19 protein-coding genes are annotated in these 20,171 nt (G+C 72.8%); 11 read left to right on the forward strand and 8 right to left on the reverse strand.

Annotated features, from left to right (window positions below; genetic code table 11):
- The first annotated feature begins 97 nt into the window (after window positions 1-97).
- Window positions 98-1,285 carry a glycoside hydrolase family 64 protein gene (locus R4Z63_RS30070; protein WP_384454717.1) on the forward strand — a complete coding sequence of 396 codons (1,188 nt, stop codon included), beginning with the start codon at window positions 98-100 and terminating at the stop codon, window positions 1,283-1,285.
- Between the two features lie 30 nt (window positions 1,286-1,315).
- Here the strand turns inward: R4Z63_RS30070 and R4Z63_RS30075 are convergent, their stop codons facing one another.
- Window positions 1,316-1,645, reverse strand: a complete 330-nt coding sequence (locus R4Z63_RS30075; protein WP_384454714.1) for a hypothetical protein — start codon at window positions 1,643-1,645, stop codon at window positions 1,316-1,318.
- Window positions 1,646-1,744: 99 nt separating this feature from the next.
- The gene (locus R4Z63_RS30080) at window positions 1,745-2,533 is read right to left on the reverse strand and encodes an SDR family NAD(P)-dependent oxidoreductase (protein ID WP_201773395.1); all 789 of its coding nucleotides are present in this window, start codon (window positions 2,531-2,533) and stop codon (window positions 1,745-1,747) included.
- A gap of 102 nt (window positions 2,534-2,635) precedes the next feature.
- Here R4Z63_RS30080 and R4Z63_RS30085 point away from each other — a divergent pair, with 102 nt between their 5' ends.
- The 6 genes from R4Z63_RS30085 to R4Z63_RS30110 all read left to right on the forward strand — a co-directional run bounded on the left by R4Z63_RS30085 (window position 2,636) and on the right by R4Z63_RS30110 (window position 7,963).
- The gene (locus R4Z63_RS30085; protein ID WP_384454709.1) at window positions 2,636-3,259 is read left to right on the forward strand and encodes a TetR/AcrR family transcriptional regulator; all 624 of its coding nucleotides are present in this window, start codon (window positions 2,636-2,638) and stop codon (window positions 3,257-3,259) included.
- 388 nt (window positions 3,260-3,647) lie between these two features.
- A complete protein-coding gene (locus tag R4Z63_RS30090) occupies window positions 3,648-5,186 on the forward strand; it encodes a sensor histidine kinase (RefSeq protein ID WP_384454706.1) in 1,539 nt (512 codons plus the stop codon).
- A 6-nt stretch (window positions 5,187-5,192) separates the two neighbouring features.
- Window positions 5,193-5,597, forward strand: coding sequence for a roadblock/LC7 domain-containing protein (locus tag R4Z63_RS30095; protein ID WP_030031532.1), 405 nt, complete (start codon window positions 5,193-5,195; stop codon window positions 5,595-5,597).
- Window positions 5,598-5,608: 11 nt separating this feature from the next.
- Window positions 5,609-5,953: a DUF742 domain-containing protein gene (locus tag R4Z63_RS30100; protein ID WP_384454702.1), complete on the forward strand. Its 345-nt coding sequence runs from the start codon at window positions 5,609-5,611 to the stop codon at window positions 5,951-5,953.
- Window positions 5,934-6,554 carry a GTP-binding protein gene (locus tag R4Z63_RS30105; RefSeq protein WP_384454699.1) on the forward strand — a complete coding sequence of 207 codons (621 nt, stop codon included), beginning with the start codon at window positions 5,934-5,936 and terminating at the stop codon, window positions 6,552-6,554. The genes R4Z63_RS30100 and R4Z63_RS30105 overlap by 20 nt, the downstream gene beginning before the upstream one ends.
- Window positions 6,551-7,963 carry a cytochrome P450 gene (locus R4Z63_RS30110; protein ID WP_384454696.1) on the forward strand — a complete coding sequence of 471 codons (1,413 nt, stop codon included), beginning with the start codon at window positions 6,551-6,553 and terminating at the stop codon, window positions 7,961-7,963. Before R4Z63_RS30105 ends, R4Z63_RS30110 begins: the two co-directional genes overlap by 4 nt.
- Window positions 7,964-8,023: 60 nt before the next feature.
- Here R4Z63_RS30110 and R4Z63_RS30115 read toward each other — a convergent pair whose 3' ends face one another.
- The 5 genes from R4Z63_RS30115 to R4Z63_RS30135 form a co-directional block, all read right to left on the reverse strand.
- Window positions 8,024-9,034, reverse strand: a complete 1,011-nt coding sequence (locus R4Z63_RS30115) for a terpene synthase family protein (RefSeq protein WP_384682586.1) — start codon at window positions 9,032-9,034, stop codon at window positions 8,024-8,026.
- Window positions 9,035-9,126: 92 nt separating this feature from the next.
- Entirely contained in the window at window positions 9,127-10,044 is a 918-nt protein-coding gene (locus R4Z63_RS30120) for a methyltransferase domain-containing protein (RefSeq protein ID WP_384449158.1), read from the reverse strand.
- A gap of 150 nt (window positions 10,045-10,194) precedes the next feature.
- The gene (locus tag R4Z63_RS30125; protein ID WP_384449161.1) at window positions 10,195-11,040 is read right to left on the reverse strand and encodes a DUF72 domain-containing protein; all 846 of its coding nucleotides are present in this window, start codon (window positions 11,038-11,040) and stop codon (window positions 10,195-10,197) included.
- A gap of 126 nt (window positions 11,041-11,166) precedes the next feature.
- A complete protein-coding gene (bla, locus tag R4Z63_RS30130) occupies window positions 11,167-12,069 on the reverse strand; it encodes a class A beta-lactamase (protein WP_384449164.1) in 903 nt (300 codons plus the stop codon).
- A gap of 81 nt (window positions 12,070-12,150) precedes the next feature.
- Entirely contained in the window at window positions 12,151-13,398 is a 1,248-nt protein-coding gene (locus tag R4Z63_RS30135) for a saccharopine dehydrogenase family protein (RefSeq protein WP_384449167.1), read from the reverse strand.
- 114 nt (window positions 13,399-13,512) lie between these two features.
- On the opposite strand from R4Z63_RS30135, the gene R4Z63_RS30140 reads away from it, so the two are divergent.
- The 3 genes from R4Z63_RS30140 (at window position 13,513) to R4Z63_RS30150 (ending at window position 16,303) form a co-directional block, all read left to right on the forward strand.
- Window positions 13,513-14,220: a TetR/AcrR family transcriptional regulator gene (locus R4Z63_RS30140; RefSeq protein ID WP_037916995.1), complete on the forward strand. Its 708-nt coding sequence runs from the start codon at window positions 13,513-13,515 to the stop codon at window positions 14,218-14,220.
- A gap of 177 nt (window positions 14,221-14,397) precedes the next feature.
- Window positions 14,398-15,927 (forward strand): APC family permease, encoded by a 1,530-nt coding sequence (locus R4Z63_RS30145; RefSeq protein ID WP_384449170.1) that lies wholly within the window; start codon window positions 14,398-14,400, stop codon window positions 15,925-15,927.
- Between the two features lie 109 nt (window positions 15,928-16,036).
- On the forward strand, window positions 16,037-16,303 hold the full coding sequence (locus R4Z63_RS30150) for a DUF4235 domain-containing protein (RefSeq protein ID WP_037916998.1): 267 nt from the start codon (window positions 16,037-16,039) through the stop codon (window positions 16,301-16,303).
- Between the two features lie 263 nt (window positions 16,304-16,566).
- Here R4Z63_RS30150 and R4Z63_RS30155 read toward each other — a convergent pair whose 3' ends face one another.
- Window positions 16,567-17,520 carry an alpha/beta hydrolase gene (locus R4Z63_RS30155; protein WP_384449173.1) on the reverse strand — a complete coding sequence of 318 codons (954 nt, stop codon included), beginning with the start codon at window positions 17,518-17,520 and terminating at the stop codon, window positions 16,567-16,569.
- 938 nt (window positions 17,521-18,458) lie between these two features.
- Between R4Z63_RS30155 and R4Z63_RS30160 the strand changes: the two genes are divergently transcribed.
- Window positions 18,459-20,099 (forward strand): AfsR/SARP family transcriptional regulator, encoded by a 1,641-nt coding sequence (locus R4Z63_RS30160; protein ID WP_384449176.1) that lies wholly within the window; start codon window positions 18,459-18,461, stop codon window positions 20,097-20,099.
- Window positions 20,100-20,171 lie beyond the last annotated feature (72 nt).

The following is a 20,171-nucleotide window of genomic DNA, read 5'->3' on the forward strand; positions in this document are numbered from 1 at the left end:
CGATCGGACGCTGAGAGCGCTCTCAGGCTTCAATGAACGCACCCCCTGCCCACACCTCTCCGTCGGCAGGTCCCCCCACACGCAAGGAGGAGAGAGAGTGTTGCGCTTGTCGAGAGTGCTGGCGTTCGGCGTCGCGGCCCTGTCCGTCGGCGCCGGTGTGCTGTTCTTCGGCCCGCCGCCGTCCGCCGGGGCCGTTCCGGCCACCATCCCGCTCACTGTCAAGAACACCTCGGGACGCGGCGAGCCCGTCTACATCTACAACCTGGGCACACAGCTCGCGACGGGCCGGCAGGGCTGGGCCGACGCCGACGGAACCTTCCACCCCTGGCCCGCGGGCGGAAACCCGCCCACCCCCGCCCCCGACGCGTCGATCGCGGGTCCGGCCGACGGACAGACCAGGACGATCCGCATGCCCAAGTTCTCCGGACGCGTCTACTTCTCCGTCGGACGCAAGCTCGTCTTCCGGCTCACCACCGGCGGTCTGGTGCAGCCGGCCGTCCAGAACCCCGCCGACCCCAACCACGACATCCTGTTCAACTGGTCCGAGTACACGCTCAACGACGCCGGCCTGTGGATCAACAGCACCCAGGTCGACATGTTCTCCGCCCCTTACGCGGTGGGCGCCAAGGCCGCCGACGGCACGGTGAAGACCACCGGCCGCCTCAAGGCCGGGGGCTACGACGCCGTCTTCGGCGGGCTGCGTGCGGCCGGCTGGGGCGGCCTGATCCAGAGCCGCGCCGACGGCACCCCGCTGCGGGCGCTGGCGCCCGGCCACGGCATCGAGGCGGGTGGAATCCCGGCTGGAGTGATGAACGACTACATCGACCGCGTCTGGAGCAAGTACAGCTCCACCACGCTCACCGTGAAGCCGTTCGCGAACGAACCGGGCACCACCTACTACGGCCGGGTCTCGGGCGGCGTCATGAACGTCACCAACGGTTCGGGAGCGGTGGTCACCAGCTTCCGCAAGCCCGACTCCGACAGTGTCTTCGGCTGCTACAAGCTCCTCGACGCCCCCAACGACACCGTACGCGGCCCGATCTCGCGCACCCTGTGCGCGGGCTTCAACCGTTCGACGCTCCTGACCAACCCGAACCAGCCCGACGTGAACGGATCCGGCTTCTACCGCGACGCCGTCACCAACCACTACTCCCGCCTCATCCACGCGCAGATGGCCGACGGCAGGGCGTACGGCTTCGCCTTCGACGACGTGGGCGCCCACGAGTCGCTCGTGCACGAGGCCGATCCGCGGGAGGCCTTCATGACGCTGGAGCCCCTCGGCTGATCCCGTGTGCGGCCGGCCGGTCAGCGGGCCTCAGTGGTCGTGGCGCGCGCCGTGCTCCATCGGCCGGGGCCCGTCCGCGCCGGCCTCGCGGCCGAAGAGGGGCAGGGGAGCTTGCTCGCCGGGTCCCGTCGCGGTGAGGGGGATGTGCAGGCTCTGGCACATCCGCCGGGCGCGGGCCAGCGCGCTGAGGGTCATGGGGGAGGGGGACCGGCTGGGCAGTTCGACGGTGACCCGAGTCGGGCGGTGCGTGTGCACGAGGGACTCGATCTGCAGGGCTGCCGCGGCCCGGTCGGTGACGTGCAGCTCGTGCAGGATCCGTACCCGCAGCGTTCCATCGGCGATGTGGTGACTGATGACCATGTCGAGCCTCCCCGCACCCGCCGGGATCCGGGCACCCCGCCGTCGGGGTCTCCGGATCCCAGTGTGCGGCAGCAGGCCCGCCCGGACGAGCCGGGCGGGTCAGGCCTTGAGGACCCGGCCCGCCACCGTCAGGGCCAGGCGGCGCGGAGCCAGCGTGGACGCCGTCGCCGAGAGCCGGTTGCGGAGGCCGACGACGATGCTGGGCGGTGTCCTGTCGCGTTCCAGCGCCCGGCGGGTCGCCGTGACGACCTGCTCGGGGGTGGCCATCCGCCCGACGGCGGCGTCCCGGCTGCCGACGACGTCGAAGAACTCGGTGCTGACCGGGCCGGGCGATACGGCGAGGACCCGCAGCGAGGAGGAGCGCGTCTCGTAGGCGACGGCCTCGGTGAAGTTCAGGACGAATGCCTTGGTGGCCCCGTACACCGCCATCGCAGGGGTCGGCTGGTACGCGGCCGAGCTGGCGACGGTGACGAGGGCGCCCCGGCCGTCGGCCGCCAGGTCCGGCAGGAACTGCCTGGTCAGTTCCGTCAGCGCCGTTACGTTGAGCTGGATCATCTCGCTGATCCGCGCGGGGTCTTGGTCGGCGAACGACCCGTGGCTGCCGAACCCCGCGTTGTTGACCAGTGTCTGGACGCGCAGCCCGAGTGCGTCGAGCTCCGCGTGCAGCCCGGCCGCGGCGCCCGGCCGGGCGAGGTCGGCGGCGACCGCGCGGGCCCGCACCCCGTGCCGGCTCCGGAGGTCCGCCGCGATCTGCTCCAGCCGGTCGGCGCGGCGGGCGACGAGCACGACGTCCGCTCCGCGCGCGGCCCACTGCTCGGCGAACTCGACGCCGAGGCCGGCGCTGGCCCCGGTGATCAGGGCTGTGGTTCCGCGGTATGTCATAGACACGGTTGGCGTTCCGTTCCTGTGGTCAGGTTGATGGGCGATACCGTGAATGTAGACAGAGTAAACATTGTTGTCAATGACAACATCGAGCGAGGGGAGGCCGCTTTGGCCGACACCGATCCGCCCTACCACCACGGCAACCTCCGGGAAGCGCTGCTGGCGCGCGCGGAGGCGGTCCTCGCGGCGTCGGGGGCGGACAGCCTGTCCCTGCGCGCCCTCGCCCGGGACCTCGGCGTCAGCCACGCGGCGCCGGGGCGTCACTTCCGCGACCGGCAGGCGCTGCTCGACGCGCTCGCCGTGGGCGGCTTCACCCGCCTCAACGACGACCTGCGGGCCGCCGTCGAGGCACCCGGCCCCGTCACCGCCCGGCTCGCGGGCATGGGGCGCGCCTACATCGCCTTCGCCGTGGCGAACGCCCCGCTGCTGAGCCTGATGTTCACGGTCAAGCACGCCGACGACTCCAGCGCCGAACTGCGCGAGCTCGGACATCAGAGCCTGGACATCGCCGCCGGGCTCGTCGCCCTCGCGCAGCGGGAGGGCGTCGTGCGGGCCGGGGAGCCGGACCGTCTCGCCCAGGTCGCCTTCTCCACCGTCCACGGCCTCGCGGCCCTGGCGGTCGGCTCCCTCCTGGAGGGCACCCCGCTGTCCGAGGCGACCGACCTCGCCCTCGACGTCCTGATCACCGGCCTCGCCGCCCCCGGCGGCGGCGCGGTACGGCCCGGTGCCTGACCGCTCGAAACGGTGACCCCGTCGGTGTCGCTCGGGGCCTGTCCTGCGGAGCCGGGTCGGCCCCTGGCCGCGATCCGCCGGACAGGCCCCTAGCGCATTCGGGTCCGCGGCGCCACCTCGTGGCCGCGCTGCGCGCCGGGTGCCGGAGGGTGCCGAGGGGTGAAGGCTCATGCCGCCGAGGCGTCGGCGGGCCTTCGACCTCCTGTTACGCCGCCGACTGTCCGGGGGTGCCCATCAGGGGGGCCGGAATTCGTCGCCGTCGATGGCGCATAACGGTTCCTCCGGTCCGATGAACTCCAACGAAAGTGCGCGTACGGGCAGTTGGGCGTAGTTATGCTCCCGCCGACCGGTCAGAAGGTGACCCTTTTCCGATAATTCAAGGACGCCGATGGAGCATAGAGACATTCCGCCCAAAACAGCCCGTCCGGAGGCGGGGGCAAGCCGGGCGCTGCCCGTGATCGGGTCCCTGGCCGCCGTCTGCCTGGTCGGGGCGCTTGTTTCCTCCTCCGAACCGGTCGGCACGATCCTGATCGCCGCGGGCGGCCTGTGCACCGCGGCTGTCGTCGTCGAAGCCTTACGGCGCGGCCGCGCGCTCGCTGCCCGAACCGCCGAGATCGCCGCGCTCCAGCACACCCTGTCCCGGCAGGAGACCGAGGCGACCCGCCTGTCCGCGGTGGTGCTCCCCGAGGCCATCGAGCGGCTGCGCCGGGGCGAGGCGGCCGAGGAGGTGCTCACCTCCCTGGGCGGCCGTGCCGGCAACGGTAACCGCTGGGGCAGCGACGCCGCGCTCACCCCCCGCTTCAGGGCCGCCCTGCAAGCCGTACTGGCCCATGTCATCGACGCCGTCGACAACGAGGAGAGCCTGCGCGACTCGGCGCAGCGGGCCTTCGTGAACGTCGCCCGCCGCGTCCAGGCGATCGTCCATCAGCAGGCCCACGAGATGCGCGAGATGGAGGACCGGCACGGCCGCAACCCGGACGTGTTCGGCGACCTCCTGCGTCTGGACCACGGCACCGCCCTGATCGGCCGGCTCGCCGACTCCATCTCCGTCCTCGGCGGCGCGCGCCCCGGCCGGCAGTGGAGCAGGGCCGTGACCCTCTACAGCGTCATGCGCGGCGCGATGTCACGGATCATCGACTATCAGCGGGTCGAGCTCCACTCGGTCACCGAGGTCGCCGTCCTCGGCCCGGTCGTCGAGCCGCTCATCCACACCCTCGCCGAACTGCTGGACAACGCCACCCGCTACTCCCCGCCGCACACCCGGGTCCACCTGACCGCCGTCGAGGTGCAGTCGGGCATCGCCGTGGAGATCGAGGACGGCGGCCTGAGCATGAGCGAGGAGGCCCGTGCGCGGGCCGAGAAGATGCTCGCGCAGGCGCAGTCCGGCATCGACCTCAACGACCTGGGCGAGACGCCGAGGCTGGGCCTGGCGGTAGTCGGCCGGCTGGCGCAGGCGTACGGGTTCCAGGTCTCCCTGCGCTCCTCCGCGTACGGCGGTGTCCGCGCGGTGGTCATCGTGCCGCAGCACCTGATCACCACGGCGTCCGCGGCGACCGGTCTCGCCCACGGCATCGGCTCCTCCTCGGGTCCCAGGGCGGTGTCCGCCATACCGCGTGAGCACCCCGTCGACGCACCGTCGGCCGGCCCGTCCGTGCCCCGGCCCGCTCCGGCACCCGGACCCCTGTCCGGCCCGATGCCCGCCGACGGCGGGCCGACCACCGAACGCACGGCGACCGGTCTGCCGCAACGGCGCCGGAAGGACCGTGTCACCACCTCCGACGTCCGGCCGGCCGCGAGGCCGCAGCCGACGCACGACAACGGCCCGGGGATGTGGCTGGAGGCGTTCCACAGCGGGCTGTCGGGTGAGCCCGGCGAGGACCCGCCGGGCGGCCAGGACGCGTCGGGTTCAGCGACCAAAGGGGCGTAAACAGTGATGACTCAGCGAAGCAGCATGGACTGGATGCTCAAGGACCTGGCCGCCGGAGTGCCGCAGACGCGGCACGTGATCGTGCTGTCGGCGGACGGGCTGTGCGTGGCGCAGTACGGAGCCGAGACGGACACGGCCGACCGCCTGGCGGCCGCGTGCGCGGGCCTGCAGAGCCTCGCCGGAGCGGTGGCCGCCGAACTGCCCAGCTCCGAGGGCAGAATGCGGCTGGTCGTGATCGAGATGGACGGAGGCTTCTTCTACCTCATGGCCGCCGGAGACGGCTCCTACCTCGCGGTCCTCGCCGACGAGGGCGTCGACGCGGGCCTGATGGGTGCGCAGATGCGCAACCTGGTGACCCGAATGGGGGACCACCTGAGCAGCCCGCCGCGGCACGACGGGCAGCCCGCGTGAAAGAGCCGCCCGTGAGCTGGGAGGACAGCAGTCCCGAACGGCTCTACGTGATCACCGGCGGACGAAGTGGGCCCTCCACCTCCGTCCGCCTGGACCTCGTGACCCTGGTGGTGGCGAAAGGACCTCCCCGGCCCGAGATGCAGCCCGAGCAGGCCTCCATCCTGCGCATGTGCCAGTCACCGCTGTCGGTGGCCGAGATCTCCGCGTACGTGGGACTGCCCGTGAGCGTCGTCACCGTGTTGGTCGGAGACCTGATGGCCGCCCAGCGCGTGCACGTCCGCCCGCCCGTCCCCGCCGCGCAGCTACCCGACCTTGCTCTGATCGAGGCAGTGATCGATGGACTTCAGAAGCTCTGACCCGCCCTCCGGGCCGCGCGAGGCGGACGTACTGCCGCAGACGGCCGCGGCGGCCGTGAAGGTCGTGGTCGTCGGCGGGTTCGGCGTGGGCAAAACGACGATGGTCGGTGCGGTGAGCGAGATCAAACCGCTGACGACCGAGGAGACGATGACCCGGGCAGGCGTCGGCGTCGACGACACCTGGGGGGTCTCCCACAAGATCACCACGACCGTGGCCATGGACTTCGGCCGCATCAGCATCAATGACGAGCTCGTGCTGTACCTGTTCGGGACACCGGGCCAGGAGCGCTTCTGGTTCCTGTGGCGCGGGCTTTTCGAGGGCGCGCTCGGCGCCGTCGTGCTCCTCGACACCCGTCGGCTGGAGATCAGCTTCGACGTCATCGGACGCCTGGAGGAGCGCGGCGTCCCCTTCGTCGTGGCCGTCAACTCCTTCCCCGGCGCACCTGACCATCCCCTGGAGGAGCTGCGCGAGGCCCTCGACCTGCCCCCCGCCGTCCCCATCCTCGTCTGCGACGCCAGAAGGCGGGACTCCTCCCGCGACGTCCTGCTGACCCTCATGCGCTACCTGCACTCCCAGGCAGCCACCCAGGAGGCAATGTGAGCACCACCCCCACCCCACCGCCCGGGTGCCCCGCCCACGCCGCGGCGGCCCCGGGCGGCCTGTACCGCCTGCACGGGGCGGAAGCGCAGGCGGACCCCTTCGCCCTGTACGAGAAGCTGCGGGCCGAGTACGGCCCGGTGGCCCCGGTGCTCGTGAGCGGGGACCTGCCGGCGTGGCTGGTCCTCGGTCACCGGGAGAACCTGGACGTCGCCCGCACCTCGTCGCGGTTCGCCCGCGACCCCCGCGGCTGGCGCGACATGAGAGAGGGCCGGGTGCCGGCCGACACACCGCTCGGCCCCATGGTCACGTGGGTACCGGTGTGCAACTTCACCGACGGCCCCGTCCACGAGCGGCTGCGCGCGGCCGTCGTGGAGTCCCTGGAGCGCTTCGACAAGCGCGGCATCCGCCGCTACGTGACGCGGTTCGCCAACCAACTCGTCGACCAGATCGCGGCCCAAGGGTACGCCGACCTGGTGTCCGCCTTCTCCGACCAGCTCCCCATGCTGGTCATGACCCAGCTCATCGGGGCCCCCGACGAACACGGGCCGCTGCTGGTCAACGCGGCGCGCGACATGCTCCAGGGGACGGAAACGGCCCTCCAGAGCGACCGCTACGTCACGACCACGCTGGAGAACCTGGTCGTCGAGCGCAAGGCCAAGCCGGCCCGCGACCTCGCCTCCTGGCTGATCGAGCACCCCGCGGAGCTGACCGACACCGAAGTCCTCATGCACCTGCGCGTCGTGCTGATCGCGGCCTACGAGACCACCGCCAACCTGATCGCCAACACGCTGCGCACCGTCCTGACCGACCCGCGCTTCCGGGCCAGCCTCTCCGGCGGTCACATGACCCTGCCGGACGCATTGGAGCAGGTCCTCTGGGACGACCCGCCGATCAACACGATCATCGGGCGCTGGGCCACCGGGGACACCGTGCTCGGCGGCCGGCAGATCAAGGCCGGGGACATGCTCCTGCTCGCCCTCGCGGCGGGCAACGCCGACCCCCAGATCCGGCCCGACCCCTCGGTGTCCGTCCACGGCAATCGCTCCCACCTGGCCTTCAGTAGCGGCCCGCACGAATGCCCCGGCCAGGACATCGGGCGTGCCATCGCGGACACCGGCATCGAGGTCCTGCTGGACCGGCTGCCCGACCTCCAGCTGGCGGTCGACCCGAGCGAGCTCCAGTGGCGGGGCACTCTGATGTCCCGTCACCTGCTGTCGCTGCCCGTGCGGTTCGCACCGCGCTCCGCCCCGGCCCCCGCCCCGGCCCCGCAGCTTCCGGTGGAGCAGCCGGCCGGGCACCCCGTCCACCCGGTGGTCCCGCCGCAGCCGACGGCGCCCCCGCCCCCGGTCGCAGACGGCCGCAGGCGCCGTGGCGTGAGCTGGTGGCGGCGGCTGCTCGGCCGCCGCTGAGCCGGCACCCTCGTGCCGGGGTCCCCGGCCGTACCGGCCGGGGACCCCAGTCCCTTCCCGTTAGTCACGCAGGTGCCGCCACCAGGACGCCAGGGCCGGAAGATCCGGCGGCTCGGTGTCGCTGGCGCTGGGCCTCTCGGCGTACCGGATCATGAACCCGGCCTCGCCGAGCGGCAGTTCGTATCGGTTGCGGGGACTGGCGTACCGGGGTGCCCGGGCCTGCCAGGCGATGGAGCCGGCCACGTAGTGGCCCAGCCCCGCCAGGTGGCGGCGCAGTGCGACGTCCTCGTCGCCCGCGTCGTCCTCCAGCCGTGCCCGCACCCCGGTGAACAAGGCCATCACCCGGTCGCGCAGGCCCACGGCGAGCGGGACCGCCTCGGCGGGGGAACAGCTCTCCTGATGGGCGAGGACGTTGACGAGGTTGATCTCGCGGGGTTCCAGGTGGTCGTCCTTGTCGTAGGAGAACAGGTCGTTGTCCGCGCTGACGACGAATCCGGCCGCGTCCGTGAGGGCCGTCAGGGCGGGGGAGCAGAGGACGTCGGCCGGCAGCCCGCCCCCGCGCGCGACCTCGGACCAGGTCAGTGAGAACCGGGTGCCGTTCGCCAGCGGCCCCATCGCGACGAAGTCGTTCAGCCCCGGCATCGACCCCGCCTCCGTCCGGGAGGCCCGCCAGGCCGCGCCGAGCAGCCAGTCCCGGGTCCCCTCGGCGAACCTGCGCAGCTCGCCGGGGCCGAGCATTGCGTGGGTGCGGTGCACCAGGTCCAGCAGGGCGCGGGTCATGGGTCCGTCGGGCAGGACGGACGCCCCGGGGTCCTCGACGGTGCGCAGCAGCCGCACCCCGTGTTCGACGACGGCTGCCGTTCCCACCTCATCGGACCCTGAGTCCTGCCAGTCGTCGACGGCGTTGGCCCAGTAGTTCCACTGGGTGAACAGCAGGACGGCCTCCACGTCCCCGTCGGGGATGATGCGGCAGGAGAAGTCGGCGCTGTGGGTGGCCAGCCCCCAGGCACGTTCGATGGGATCGGGGTAGATGCCGAAGGCGTCCAGCCATTCGACCGCCCTGGATTCCACCTCCTTGGCCTGTGGATGGACGAGATCGCGCGGCAGGGGGCAGTAGAAGGGAGGCAGTTCCGGACCGAGGAGTGAAGGCCGGGGCGGCGCCGTCATCGGCCACCGCCGATCCGGAAGCGCAGCAGCCGCGTCTCCACCGCGTGCTCCCGCCAGAGCCGGAAGAACCTGCTGTGGGCGATCGTCGACTGTTCGAGCCGGTCGTCGGTCCAGGCGCCGGGCCGGGCGGCGGGGTCCGCACGGAGCCGGTCGAGTTCGGCGGTGTTCCACGCCATGGACTGCACCCAGAACTCCGCCACCGACTCCGTCACGTCCTCGTCCTGCACCAGCTCGAAGCCGGCCGCCTCGGCCGCGGCCAGGTACTCCCCGCGCCGGCCGAGCCGTGTTCTGTAGTAGCCGTCCATGAACTCCCGCCAGGCGGAAGCACCCGCGAAGTGTTCCTGGATCCCGAACCAGCCGCCCGGAACCAAGGCCTTGGCGACGACCTCGAACAGGCGGGTCCGGTCGGTGTAGCCGCTGCTCTCGTTGGCGTAGACGGCATCGTAGGCGCGGGTCTCGTCCAGGTCGTGGACGTCCGCCAGTACGGGCCTCACCCGCTCGGCCACCCCGGCGTCACGGGCGAAGCGCCGCACGACGGGCAGGTGCTCGGGCGCGACGGTGAGGCTGGTGACCGAAGCCCCGTGCTCCTGCGCCCAGTAGAGCGAGGTGCCGCCCAGTCCGCAGCCGATGTCGAGCAGCCGCCGGGGAGGCGTCCCGTACGCGCCCCAGGTGCGGGCCGCGTGCTCGACTATGCGTTCCTGCGAGCGGAAGAGGCCCTGTTGCAGCGTGTCCTGGGAGACGGTGGTGTCCGGTGGGCCGTCCGGGTACAGCCCCACATGGAAGTGGACCCGCGGTCCCGGACCGTACTTGTGCAGTATCTCCTCTGTCTTGCGGCTGTAGTAGAGCCGCACCGGGTCCTCCGCGGCCGATCCGCGGTCGCCGCCTAACGGAGATGCGAACGGTGCAACGCGCATGGGGAGTCCGCCCTTTCGTGGGGTAGGGCTGCCCTCCGGGACGCGCCGGCGCCGCTCTCGTAGCGTCCCGAAAAAGGCACACGGTTGAAGCACGGACCATCGTGGCATTTCATGGGCGCCGCGTCAGCCCGCTGGAGCAGCACGGTACCGTCAAGATCCTTGCCGCGTAGCCTGGTTGGAGGTGGAGAAGCCGCTCGGGTGCGCGGCCGCCGCGGCGGCGTCGGTACCCCGGTCGGGTAACTGGGACGATGCCCGTGCCCGGAGCAGCCGGATGAGCGTCCGGGCGTCGCCCACGGCCGCTCCGCCCTGGTCGTTGTTGAAGTACGCGAAGACGTTCCCGTCCCCGGTCCCGTCGCCGTCCCCGGGCCAGGTGTCCGAGATCCGGGCCGCCCAGGTGCGCAGCGCCGTCCGGCCGTAGCGCGGCGCGGGCCGGGCACGGCCCCCGTGGAACCGCACGTACCCCCAGTCCGTGGTGCGCCACAGCGGGGTCACCGGCCGCGACCCGCGGTCGGCCCAGCACAGGGCCGCACCGTGATCGGCGAGGACCGAGCGCACGGAGGGCGTCCACCAGGACGCGTGCCGGGGCTCGACCGCCACACGGACGTCGGCGGGGAAGCGGGCGAGGCACGCGTCGAGTGCGGCCGGGTCCGCGCGCAGGGTCGGCGGCAGCTGGAGCAGGATAGGCCCGAGCCGGTCGCCCAGGGCCGAGGCGTGTGCCATGAGCCGGGCGACCGGCTCGGCCGGCTCATGCAAGCGTTTGACGTGCGTCAGGAAACGGCTCGCCTTGACCGCCATCACGAAACCGGGCGGGGTGCGGGCGCGCCACCGGGCGAACGTCTCCGGCGACGGCAGCCGGTAGAAGGCGCCGTTGATCTCCACCGTGCGGAAATGACCGGTGTACTCCTCCAGCCACAGGCGCCGCGGCCGGTCCGGCGGATAGAGGACACCCGACCAGTCCCGATACTGCCAACCGGACGTGCCGACGTACACGGTCATGCCATCCGCCTGCCCCGCACGAGGTCCGGCACACCTCAGGGGCCCCGTTCGGGCGGGGAGCCCGGCGCGGAGGCCGGCTGCCGTACCGCGGGCCCGCCCGCGGTACGGACCGAAGCGACCCCTCCGTCAGGAGAGCGCCGCCGCCAGCACCTCGGCGGCCCTGGCGACCAGTGCGTTCTCGTGCGGCGCGGCGGCGTCCGGCCGGGTGGTCAGCACCGCCAGCTCCACGGGCGGCCGCCCGGGAGGCCAGGCGATGCCCACGTTGTTGTTGGTCCCGTACGACCCGGCGCCCGTCTTGTCCCCGATCACCCAGTCGCGGGGCAGGCCGGCGCGGAACCGTTCGTCGCTCGTCGTGTTCGACACCAGCCACCGCGTCAGGAGCTCCCGGTGCCGCGGAACGAGCGCGTCGCCGAGCACGAGACGCCCGTAGGTGCGCGCGATGGCCCGCGGAGTGGTCGTGTCGGTCACCCGCGACGGCTCGGCCGAGTTGAGCTCCGGCTCCCAGCGGTCGAGTCGCGTCGTGCGGTCCCCGAGGGAACGGCAGAACCGGGTGACCGCCGTGGGCCCTCCCAGCTCGCGCAGCAGCAGGTTCGCGGCGCCGTTGTCGCTCTGGGCGATGGCGGCCGAGCACAGCTCGGCCACCGTCAGACCGCCGGCGACGTTCTCGGGCCGGCCGGTCACCAAGCCGCCGCCCGCGGAGGTGACGTCCTCCTGCGTGTAGTGGATCCGCCGGGCGAGGAACCCGCCGTCTCGGTCCAGGTCCCGCAGCACGGCCGCCACGGCCGGCGTCTTGAACACCGAGCACATGGGGAACAGCTCGTTCGCCCGATACCGCACCGTCCGGCCCGAGCGGGTGTCCCGGGCGTACGCCCCCACCCGCGCGCCGTACTCGCGCTCCAGTGCGCGCAGCCGTCGGACGGCCTCCCCACCCCCTCCGGGCGCCGCCGCGCGAGCCGCTCCCGCGGGCAGCGCCGCGCTCAGCGCCACCCCGGCTCCCAGAGTCAGTACGGCACGACGGGTCTGCTCCACGTCGCCTCTCCTCTTCCTTGGACGGTCACGTGGTGACAAGGACGCCAAAGGAGATCATTTCGGTTCCGTGCGCCGGCCGGGTCAGTGGCCTGCGGCCGGGGCGGAGTCCTGCTCGCGCAGGGCCCAGGGGGAGCCGTACGCCGTCAGCAGGTCCAGGAACGGCAGCGGCGGCAGGGCCTCGGGGCCCAGGACACCGGAACCGGACCACGCCCCGGTCGCGAGCAGTTCGAGGGCCACCACCGGGTTGACGGCGGTCTGCCAGACGACGGCCTGGGAACCGTACTCGCGCATCGACCACTGGTTGTCGACCACGTGGTAGAGGTACACCTCGCGCGGCAGGCCCTCCTTGGTGCCCTTGACCCAGGTCCCGGCGCAGGTCTTCCCCGTCATCCGGTCCCCGAGCGTCGCCGGGTCGGGCAGGCAGGCAGCCACCACGTCGCGCGGCGAGACCCGGACCTCTGCGCCGTCCTCCCCGCGGACCGGCACCCGGACGGTGGAGTCCAGCCCCAGGGCATGCAGCGTCCTGAGCTTGCCGATGAAGTCCTCGCCGAGGCCGTACTTGAAGGTCACCCGGCGGGCGCCGACCCAGCGCGGTACGAGGAGGACCTCCTCGTGTTCGACGTTGACGCACTCGACCGGCCCGATGCCCTCGGGGAAGTCGAAGACCTCAGGCTCACTGAACGGCTCGGTGGTGAACCAGCCGCGCTCGCTCTCGTAGACCACCGGAGGGTTCAGACACTCCTCGATCGTCGTCCAGATGTTGAAGGACGGGGCGAAGTCATGGCCCTCGACGGTCAGGTTCGCGCCGTCGCGGATGCCGATCTCCTCGATGTCGTCGAAGAGCTCGTCGGCCGCGTAGCGGGCGAAGACGTCCGACAGGCCGGGCTCGACGCCCATGCCGACGAGCGCCAGGCGGCCCGACTTCTCCCACTGCGCGGCCTGTTCGAACTGCTCGTCGCCGAGCTTGACCCCGCACTCGCTGTGCGGGTGCTCCGGGTGCGGGCGGGAGAGGGACATGGCCATGTCGACGTAGTGGCTGCCCGCCGCCAATGCGGCGTTGAACAGGGGCATCACAAAGCGCGGATCGGTTGCGTTCATCAGTACGTCGCACGCGTGCTCGGCGAGCAGCGCGGTCACCGCCGCCTCGTCGGAGGCGTCGACGCGACAAGCGCCGAAGCGCTTCTCGTCGGCACCCAGGGCGGCGACCGCGGCCTGCGCACGGGCCAGGTCGTAGTCGGCTACGACGAAGTGGTCGAAGAAGTCGCGGCGAGCGGCGATCTTGGTGATCGCGCTTCCGACACCGCCGGCACCCACAAGCAGAACACGCATGTCTTGGTCCTTTCTCGGCGAGGCGTCCGCCTCTGAGGGCTGATGGAACCGGTCGCTCCGAGTTAAGGTCAATGGTGTTGGCATAAGACCGACTGGATGCGGAGGCGGGCGGCGATGGCGAAGGACGTGGTTCCCGAGGAGGCGCGCAGGCGACGGCGGCCAACCCGGCAGGGGACGGTGCTCTCCGAGCGGCTGATCGTCGAGACGGCGCTGCGGATGGTGCGCGAGCACGGCAGCGCGGGCCTGTCCGCCCGGCGGCTCGGCGCCGCCCTGGGCGCGGACCCCAGCACCCTCTACCGGTACTTCGAGGGCATGGACGGCCTCACCCTCGCCATCGGCGAGGAGCTGATCGGCCGGGCACTGGCCGGCTGGGCTCCGACCGGCAGGTGGCGCGACGACCTGCGCACCCTCGGCCTGCGGATCCACGGCGCCTATCTCGCCCACCCGCAGGCCGCCCTGCTGACCGCGAGCCGGGTGACCGGACGGCCGCGTGAGATCGCGGCCGACGAGGCGATCCTGGGCATCCTGCGCGGAGCGGGCTTCGCGGACGAGGACGCGGTGCGGATCTACCACGCCTACATCGACCAGAGCCTGGCCTTCGCGGCCCTCGACGCGGGCCCGCTCGCCCTGTCGGCCGAGGCGCGCGCGTCGGACGAGGAACGCTGGGAGTCGACGTACGCCCGTCTGCCGGCCGACGCCTACCCGAACATCGCCGCCACCGCAGGGCTGCTCGCCGCCCGGATGCCGCACAGCGCCTACCCCGTCGCGTTGGAGATGCTGCTGGACACGGCGGAGCGGCAGCTGGCGGATGCCCGCGGCTGAGCCGGCGCGGTGGCCGGGGTCCGGAGGGGCGCTTGGGTCCGGGCGGCCGGGGTCCGGAGGGGCGCCTGGGGTCGGACATGGGCCGGAACTCTTATGCCAACACCATTGACCTTCCGGGTGACGCACGGGTTTCCTCATCGCATTCACGCCCCGTTCACACCGCACCAGTGAGGGACCATGGTCGAAGACACCCCGCGGACGCCGCAGGCCGCCACGCTCAGACCAGACGCGATCGGGTTCGTCGACGCGCTCGCCGTCGGGCTCAACGCCACTTCGCCGGCGTACTCCCTGGCCGCGGTGATCGGGCCGATCGTCGCGCTGGTCGGCGTGCACGCTCCCGGGGTGATGCTCGCTTCGTTCGTACCGATGGTTCTCATCGCATCCGCTTTCTACTACCTCAACCGCGCCGACCCCGACTGCGGCACGACCTTCTCCTGGGTGACCCGCGCACTGGGTCCCACGGCCGGCTGGCTGGGCGGCTGGGCGATCACGATGACCGGGGTCCTGGTCGTCGGCTCGCTCGCGGACGTGGCCGTGACCTTCGGGCTGCTGGCCGTCGGTCTGGACGGCTGGGCGGGCGACACCGTGATCCGCCAGGCGCTGACCGTGCTCGTGATCGTGGTGATGGCGGCGCTGTGCGTACGGGACACGCAGGCCGCGGCCCGGCTGCAGAACGTCCTGGTCCTCCTGCAGACCGCCTGCCTGTTCGTCTTCGCGGGCGTGGCCCTCTACCGGGTCCACGCCGGCACCGCCTCCCCGGGAGCCCTGCGTCCGGCCGCCGACTGGCTCGACCCGTTCGGGGCCGGCGGGACGGCACTGACCGGCGGCCTGCTCCTCGGCGTCTTCGTCTACTGGGGCTGGGAGTCGGCCGTGAACCTCACCGAGGAGACGAAGGACCCCTCCTCGGCGCCGGGCCGGGCCGGCATCTGGTCGACCGTGGTGCTCCTGGCCACCTACGTCTGCGTGGCCTTCGCGGTCGTCGCCTACGCCGGCACCGGCTACCTCGCCGCGCACGCCGACGACGAGGAGGCCGTCTTCGCCTCCCTGGCCCGCGAGGCCCTCGGCGGCTGGGACTGGATCGTCCTCCTGGCCGTCGCCACCTCGGCGCTCGCGTCGACCCAGACGACGATCATTCCGGCGTCGCGCACCGCCCTGTCCATGGCGCGTCGGCACGCCCTGCCCAGCCGCTTCGGCCTGATCCACCCCCGGTTCCGCACCCCCGCCGTCAGCACCTGGTGGGTCGCGGGCACGGCCACCGTCTGGTACCTGCTCATCCACCGGATCAGCGAGAACGCCCTCGCCGACTCCCTGACCGCCCTGTCCCTGCTGATCGCCTTCTACTACGCCCTCACCGGCATCGCCTGCGCGGTCTACCACCGGCGCCGGCTCACCGCGGGCCTGCGCGAGTTCCTGCTCATCGGGGTCGGGCCGCTCGTCGGCGCGGGCATGCTGGTCTGGCTGCTGGCGGAGTCGGTGGCCGACATGGCGGACCCGGCGAACTCCTACGGCGGAACGCCCTGGTTCGGCATGGGTCCGCCGCTGGTGATCGCCCTTGGGCTGAGCCTCGTCGGAGTGCTCCTGATGCTCGTCCGGCGCGCGGCGTCCGGCACGTTCTGGACCGAACGTCCCACCACCGCCCCGGACCCCGCCCCGTACCGGCCCGAGGCCTCGCCCCGGCGCCCCGTCGCCTCCACCACCGGAGAGTGATCCGGCCGACCGGCGGGCGCACGCCCGGTCCGGCCCGTGTTAGCCGTGCGCCGGACCGGGCAGGCGCAGGGCAGGAAGAAGCGGAACCGCAATCGCGGAGGAGGCACCGATGAAGGCCTCGACCGTCGCGTACAAGCCCGCCGGGATGGCCCTCGGCGCCCTCGGAGGCGCGCTGGCCGGCATCGCGTTCAGGCAGGTGTGGAAGCGGCTCGGCCACGAGGACGACGCACCGAACGCCACCGACGAGGACCGGTCGTGGCGGGAGGTCCTCATCGCCGCGGTCCTGCAGGGCGCCGTCTTCGCCGCGGTCAAGGCAGCGATCGACCGAGGCGGAGCCGTGGCCGTCAGGCGCCTGACGGGCACCTGGCCGGACTGACCGGCCCGCGGACGGGCTGCGCGTCATGACCGGGACCGACACCCCGACCGGTGCCCCTGCCGCTACGCACGCGCCGGCTCGTCCTGTGCCGGCCCGGGGCCCGGGCCCGTCCGGCGGCCGTCGAGCCGTTCGCCGCGCCGCGGGCGAGGACCCGCCCCGGGCCGCCGTCCGTCCGGAGGTCGGATGGGCCGGGCTCGGCACGCGTGCCGGCATCGGGCCCGGAGCCGGGCGTAGGCCCACCTCGGGCGGGCCGGGTTGCGCGCTCAGGCCAGGGCCTCGCGCAGGGTGTCGACGGCGAGTCCGATGGCCAGGTTCGCAGCCGCGGTCTCCCGCAGGGCGTTCAGCATGACGAAGTCGTGGATGGTCCCCAGCGCGCGCAGCGCGGTGACCGGCACCCCGGCCGCCCGGAGCTTGGCCGCGTACGCCTCGCCCTCGTCGCGCAGCACATCGGCCTCGGCCGTGATGACCAGGGCCGGAGGCAGCCCGGTGAGCTGATCGGTGCCGGCCCGCAGCGGGGAGGCGGTGATCTCGGCGCGCTGGGCCGGGTCGGTCGTGTACTGGTCCCAGAACCAGCGCATGGCGTCGCGCCGCAGGAAGTAGCCCTCCGCGAACTCCTGGTAGGACGCGCTGTCGAAGGCGGCGTCGGTCACCGGGTAGAAGAGGACCTGCTGGACGAGGCGGACGTCGCCGCGCTCCTTGGCCATCAGGGTGAGGGCGGCGCTCATGTTGCCGCCCACCGAGTCTCCGGCGACGGCGAGACGGCCGCCGTCGAGACCATGCCGGCCGCCGTCTGCGGTGATCCAGCGGGCGACGGCGTAGTTCTGCTCGATGGCCACCGGGTAGCGGGCCTCCGGGGAGAGGTCGTACTCGGGGAAGACCAGGGCCGCCCCGGCGCCCACCGCGAGTTCGCGCACGAGGCGGTCGTGGGTGTGGGCGTTGCCGAAGACCCAGCCGGCGCCGTGGAGGTAGAGGACCACGGGGAGCGGGCCGGTGGCGCCGCGCGGGCGGACGATCCGGGTGCGGACCTCGCCGGTCGGGCCGCCGGGGACGGTGAGCCACTCCTCGTCCACGGGCGGCAGGGTGACGCCGTCGCCGCTTTGGACGTCGTCCACGGCCTTGCGGCCGTCGGCGACGGGGATCTCGTAGAGGAACGGCGGCTCGGCGGTGGCGTCGGCGAAGACCTGGGCGGCGGGCTCCAGGACGGGGCGGTCGGGCATGGCGGGACTCCTGGGGGACGCGGTGGGTGGTGGCCGCTACGGCGCCCAGGATCATGCCGGCGGCTGCTCCCGGGCGGGAGAGGGCCGTCGGCGCGCCGGAGCGGGACCCGCTCGGCCGAGGAGGGCGGGCACGGTGGCGCCGACCGCGTCCCCGCGGGGTGACGGCGGCGTGCCGAGGACCGTCTGCGCGCAGACGGCAGCCAGGCCGTACGCGCCGGAGCTCCAGCGGGCTGACCTTTGGTCCACGGACCGGGCCGCATTCATCGAACACGGGCGTGTCCGACCGGAGATGGCCTGAGGCGGAGGGGGGTGGCGGCCGCGGGGGTGTCGCGGCGCGCGGTCCCGTCACCGCAGGTCCGCTCCGATCGGCCCGATGGCCCGTCCTTGCCACGGGACTTGCCCGCCATCGCACCGCGGGCGCGGGGGCACGGGCCGCTCCTGTGGGAGAGGAGTAAAGGATCGGCCATATCAGTGGCGCGATATACACCTTAATTGGATCACGGCATCATGCTTGGATGGCGCAGCGGCAGTAATTCGTTTACCGCTTAACGGTTTTGACGAACCGGCGGTAACAGCGTGAAGCGTCCGGGTTACGGAGAAGGGAGAAAAGGCCTGCGGGAAGGAAAGGAGTGTCCGCCGGCTCGACTTCCGCAAGATTCTCTATGTAGTGTTCCGGTTATTCACCGCCCAACGGGGGCGGACGGCGACTTCGGGATTGGTCCGGACTATTTCCGGCGTGTGGCGAACCCGAAGAACCGGCTGACCACCGCCCCCGCCCACGCTCCCCATTGGGGGAATGCGTGTCCCGACACGGGGGATCAGTCATCCGGTTCCAGCTTTTGGGGCCCCTGAGCATTGCGCACGGCCCGGAATCCGTCGTTCTCAAACCGTCCAAGCCAACGAGCCTTCTCGCCGCACTGCTGCTCCACCCGAACACGGTGGTTTCGACCGCCTACCTGCTGCGTGCCGTATGGGACGAAGAGCCGCCCGCCACGGCGCGCGCCGCACTGCAGACGTGCGTCCTCCGGCTGCGCCGGCTGTTCGCCAAGTACGGCATATCCGCCACCGTCATCGAGGCCGTTCCCGGCGGATACCGGATGCGCTGCGACACCGAGACGCTCGATCTCGTCCGGTTCCGCGCACTCGCGGCCCGGGCCGGATCGGCGGGGGACCCGGGGGAGGAGCTCTACCGGCTGCGCGAGGCGCTCGCCCTCTGGCAGGGGCAGCCCCTCGCCAACGTCGCCTCGCACCTGCTCCAGGAGGACGCGGTACCCGTCCTGGAACAGGAGCGCCTGCGGGTGCTGGAACGGGTATGCGACCTTGAACTCGCCGCCGGCAACTGCCATCAGGTCCTGGTCGACCTGTACGAGAGCGCACGCCGCCACCCAGTGCGCGAACGCTTCACCGAACAGCTCGTCGAGGCGCTCTACCGCACCGGACGGCAGGCCGAAGCCCTCGCCGAGTACCGCACGGTCCGCGACCGGCTGCGGGACGAACTCGGCATCGACCCCGGACCGGGACTGCGCCGCCTGGAACTGGCCATCCTGCGCGCCGAAGAGCTCTCGCCCGCCCCGCCGGAACCCCCGCGCGCCGCGGCCGCGGCGGAGCCCGCCGCGCTGCCCGCCGGCCCGTCCGCCCCGGTCCGGACGGCGCACGTGGTGCCGCCCGTACCCGCCTTCGCCGGCCGCGACGCCGACCGCAGGGCCGTGGCCGCCCGGCTCACCGCCGCCGACGGCCCGCGCCTGGTCGTCATCTCGGGGGCGCCGGGCATCGGCAAGTCCGCGCTCGCCCGCCAGACCGCGCACGAGGTCCAGGAGTCCTTCCCCGGAGGTGTGTCGACCCTCCAGCTGACCCGGCCCGATGGGACCCCGGTCGCCGTCGAGGAGGCGGCGCGGCTCATGCCCGAGCCCGCCCCCGGCCGCCGCCTGATCGTCCTCGACGGCGCGGCCGGCGCCTGGCAGGTGCTGCCGCTGCTGCCCGCCGCGGACGGCGCCGCCGTCCTCGTGACCAGCAGGCGCCAGCTGGCCGCCGTCGTCGCCACCCACGGCGGCGCCGTGCACCGGCTCGACGTGCTCCGCTCCGCCGAGGCGCACGCCCTGCTCGCCGGGCTCGTCGGCGCCGAACGCATCGCGGCCGAGCCCGCGGCGACCCGCGAACTGGCCTTTGTGTGCGGCCACTTCCCGCTCGCCCTGCGGATCGCCGCGGGACGGCTGCTGACCCGGCCCGGCCTGTCGGTCGCCGACTGCGCTGCCTGGCTCGCGGCGGATCCCGTCGCCCGCCTGGCGCTCGCGGAGGACGCGGGGCTCTCCGTGCCCGGTGTCCTGGGGCAGGCGCTCGACGCGCTCGCCCCCGAGCTGCGGGAGGCGTTCCTCCGGCTGGCCGGGCGCGCCGAGGACGCAAGCCCGCCGGCCCCCGACCCCGCGGCCGCTGAGAGCGAGTCCGTACTCGAACAGCTCGTGGAGGCCGGGCTGCTGGAGGACGGGCCGCCCGGCCCGTACCGCCTCCACGGCCTGCTCCGCATCTACGCGCGTTGGCGCCTGCGCGCGCACGAGACGGCGGCCGCGGCCGCACCTCGCTGACCCCTCCCGGCTCGCGCAGCCCCGCCGCGCCTGCCCCCGCACCTCCCGCTCAGGTTCTCTCCCCGATCCCGC

This window comes from Streptomyces sp. PL-29, from assembly GCF_058344425.1.

What these genes read in the sequence shown, in the direction of transcription:
- R4Z63_RS30075 (WP_384454714.1), bottom strand. Translation starts at nt 1,645, where the DNA reads ATGGTCATCAGTCACCACATCGCCGATGGAACGCTGCGGGTACGGATC.
- R4Z63_RS30090 (WP_384454706.1), top strand. Translation starts at nt 3,648, where the DNA reads ATGGAGCATAGAGACATTCCGCCCAAAACAGCCCGTCCGGAGGCGGGG.
- R4Z63_RS30095 (WP_030031532.1), top strand. Translation starts at nt 5,193, where the DNA reads ATGACTCAGCGAAGCAGCATGGACTGGATGCTCAAGGACCTGGCCGCC.
- R4Z63_RS30105 (WP_384454699.1), top strand. Translation starts at nt 5,934, where the DNA reads ATGGACTTCAGAAGCTCTGACCCGCCCTCCGGGCCGCGCGAGGCGGAC.
- R4Z63_RS30120 (WP_384449158.1), bottom strand. Translation starts at nt 10,044, where the DNA reads ATGCGCGTTGCACCGTTCGCATCTCCGTTAGGCGGCGACCGCGGATCG.
- R4Z63_RS30125 (WP_384449161.1), bottom strand. Translation starts at nt 11,040, where the DNA reads ATGACCGTGTACGTCGGCACGTCCGGTTGGCAGTATCGGGACTGGTCG.
- R4Z63_RS30135 (WP_384449167.1), bottom strand. Translation starts at nt 13,398, where the DNA reads ATGCGTGTTCTGCTTGTGGGTGCCGGCGGTGTCGGAAGCGCGATCACC.
- R4Z63_RS30140 (WP_037916995.1), top strand. Translation starts at nt 13,513, where the DNA reads ATGGCGAAGGACGTGGTTCCCGAGGAGGCGCGCAGGCGACGGCGGCCA.
- R4Z63_RS30145 (WP_384449170.1), top strand. Translation starts at nt 14,398, where the DNA reads ATGGTCGAAGACACCCCGCGGACGCCGCAGGCCGCCACGCTCAGACCA.
- R4Z63_RS30150 (WP_037916998.1), top strand. Translation starts at nt 16,037, where the DNA reads ATGAAGGCCTCGACCGTCGCGTACAAGCCCGCCGGGATGGCCCTCGGC.
- R4Z63_RS30155 (WP_384449173.1), bottom strand. Translation starts at nt 17,520, where the DNA reads ATGCCCGACCGCCCCGTCCTGGAGCCCGCCGCCCAGGTCTTCGCCGAC.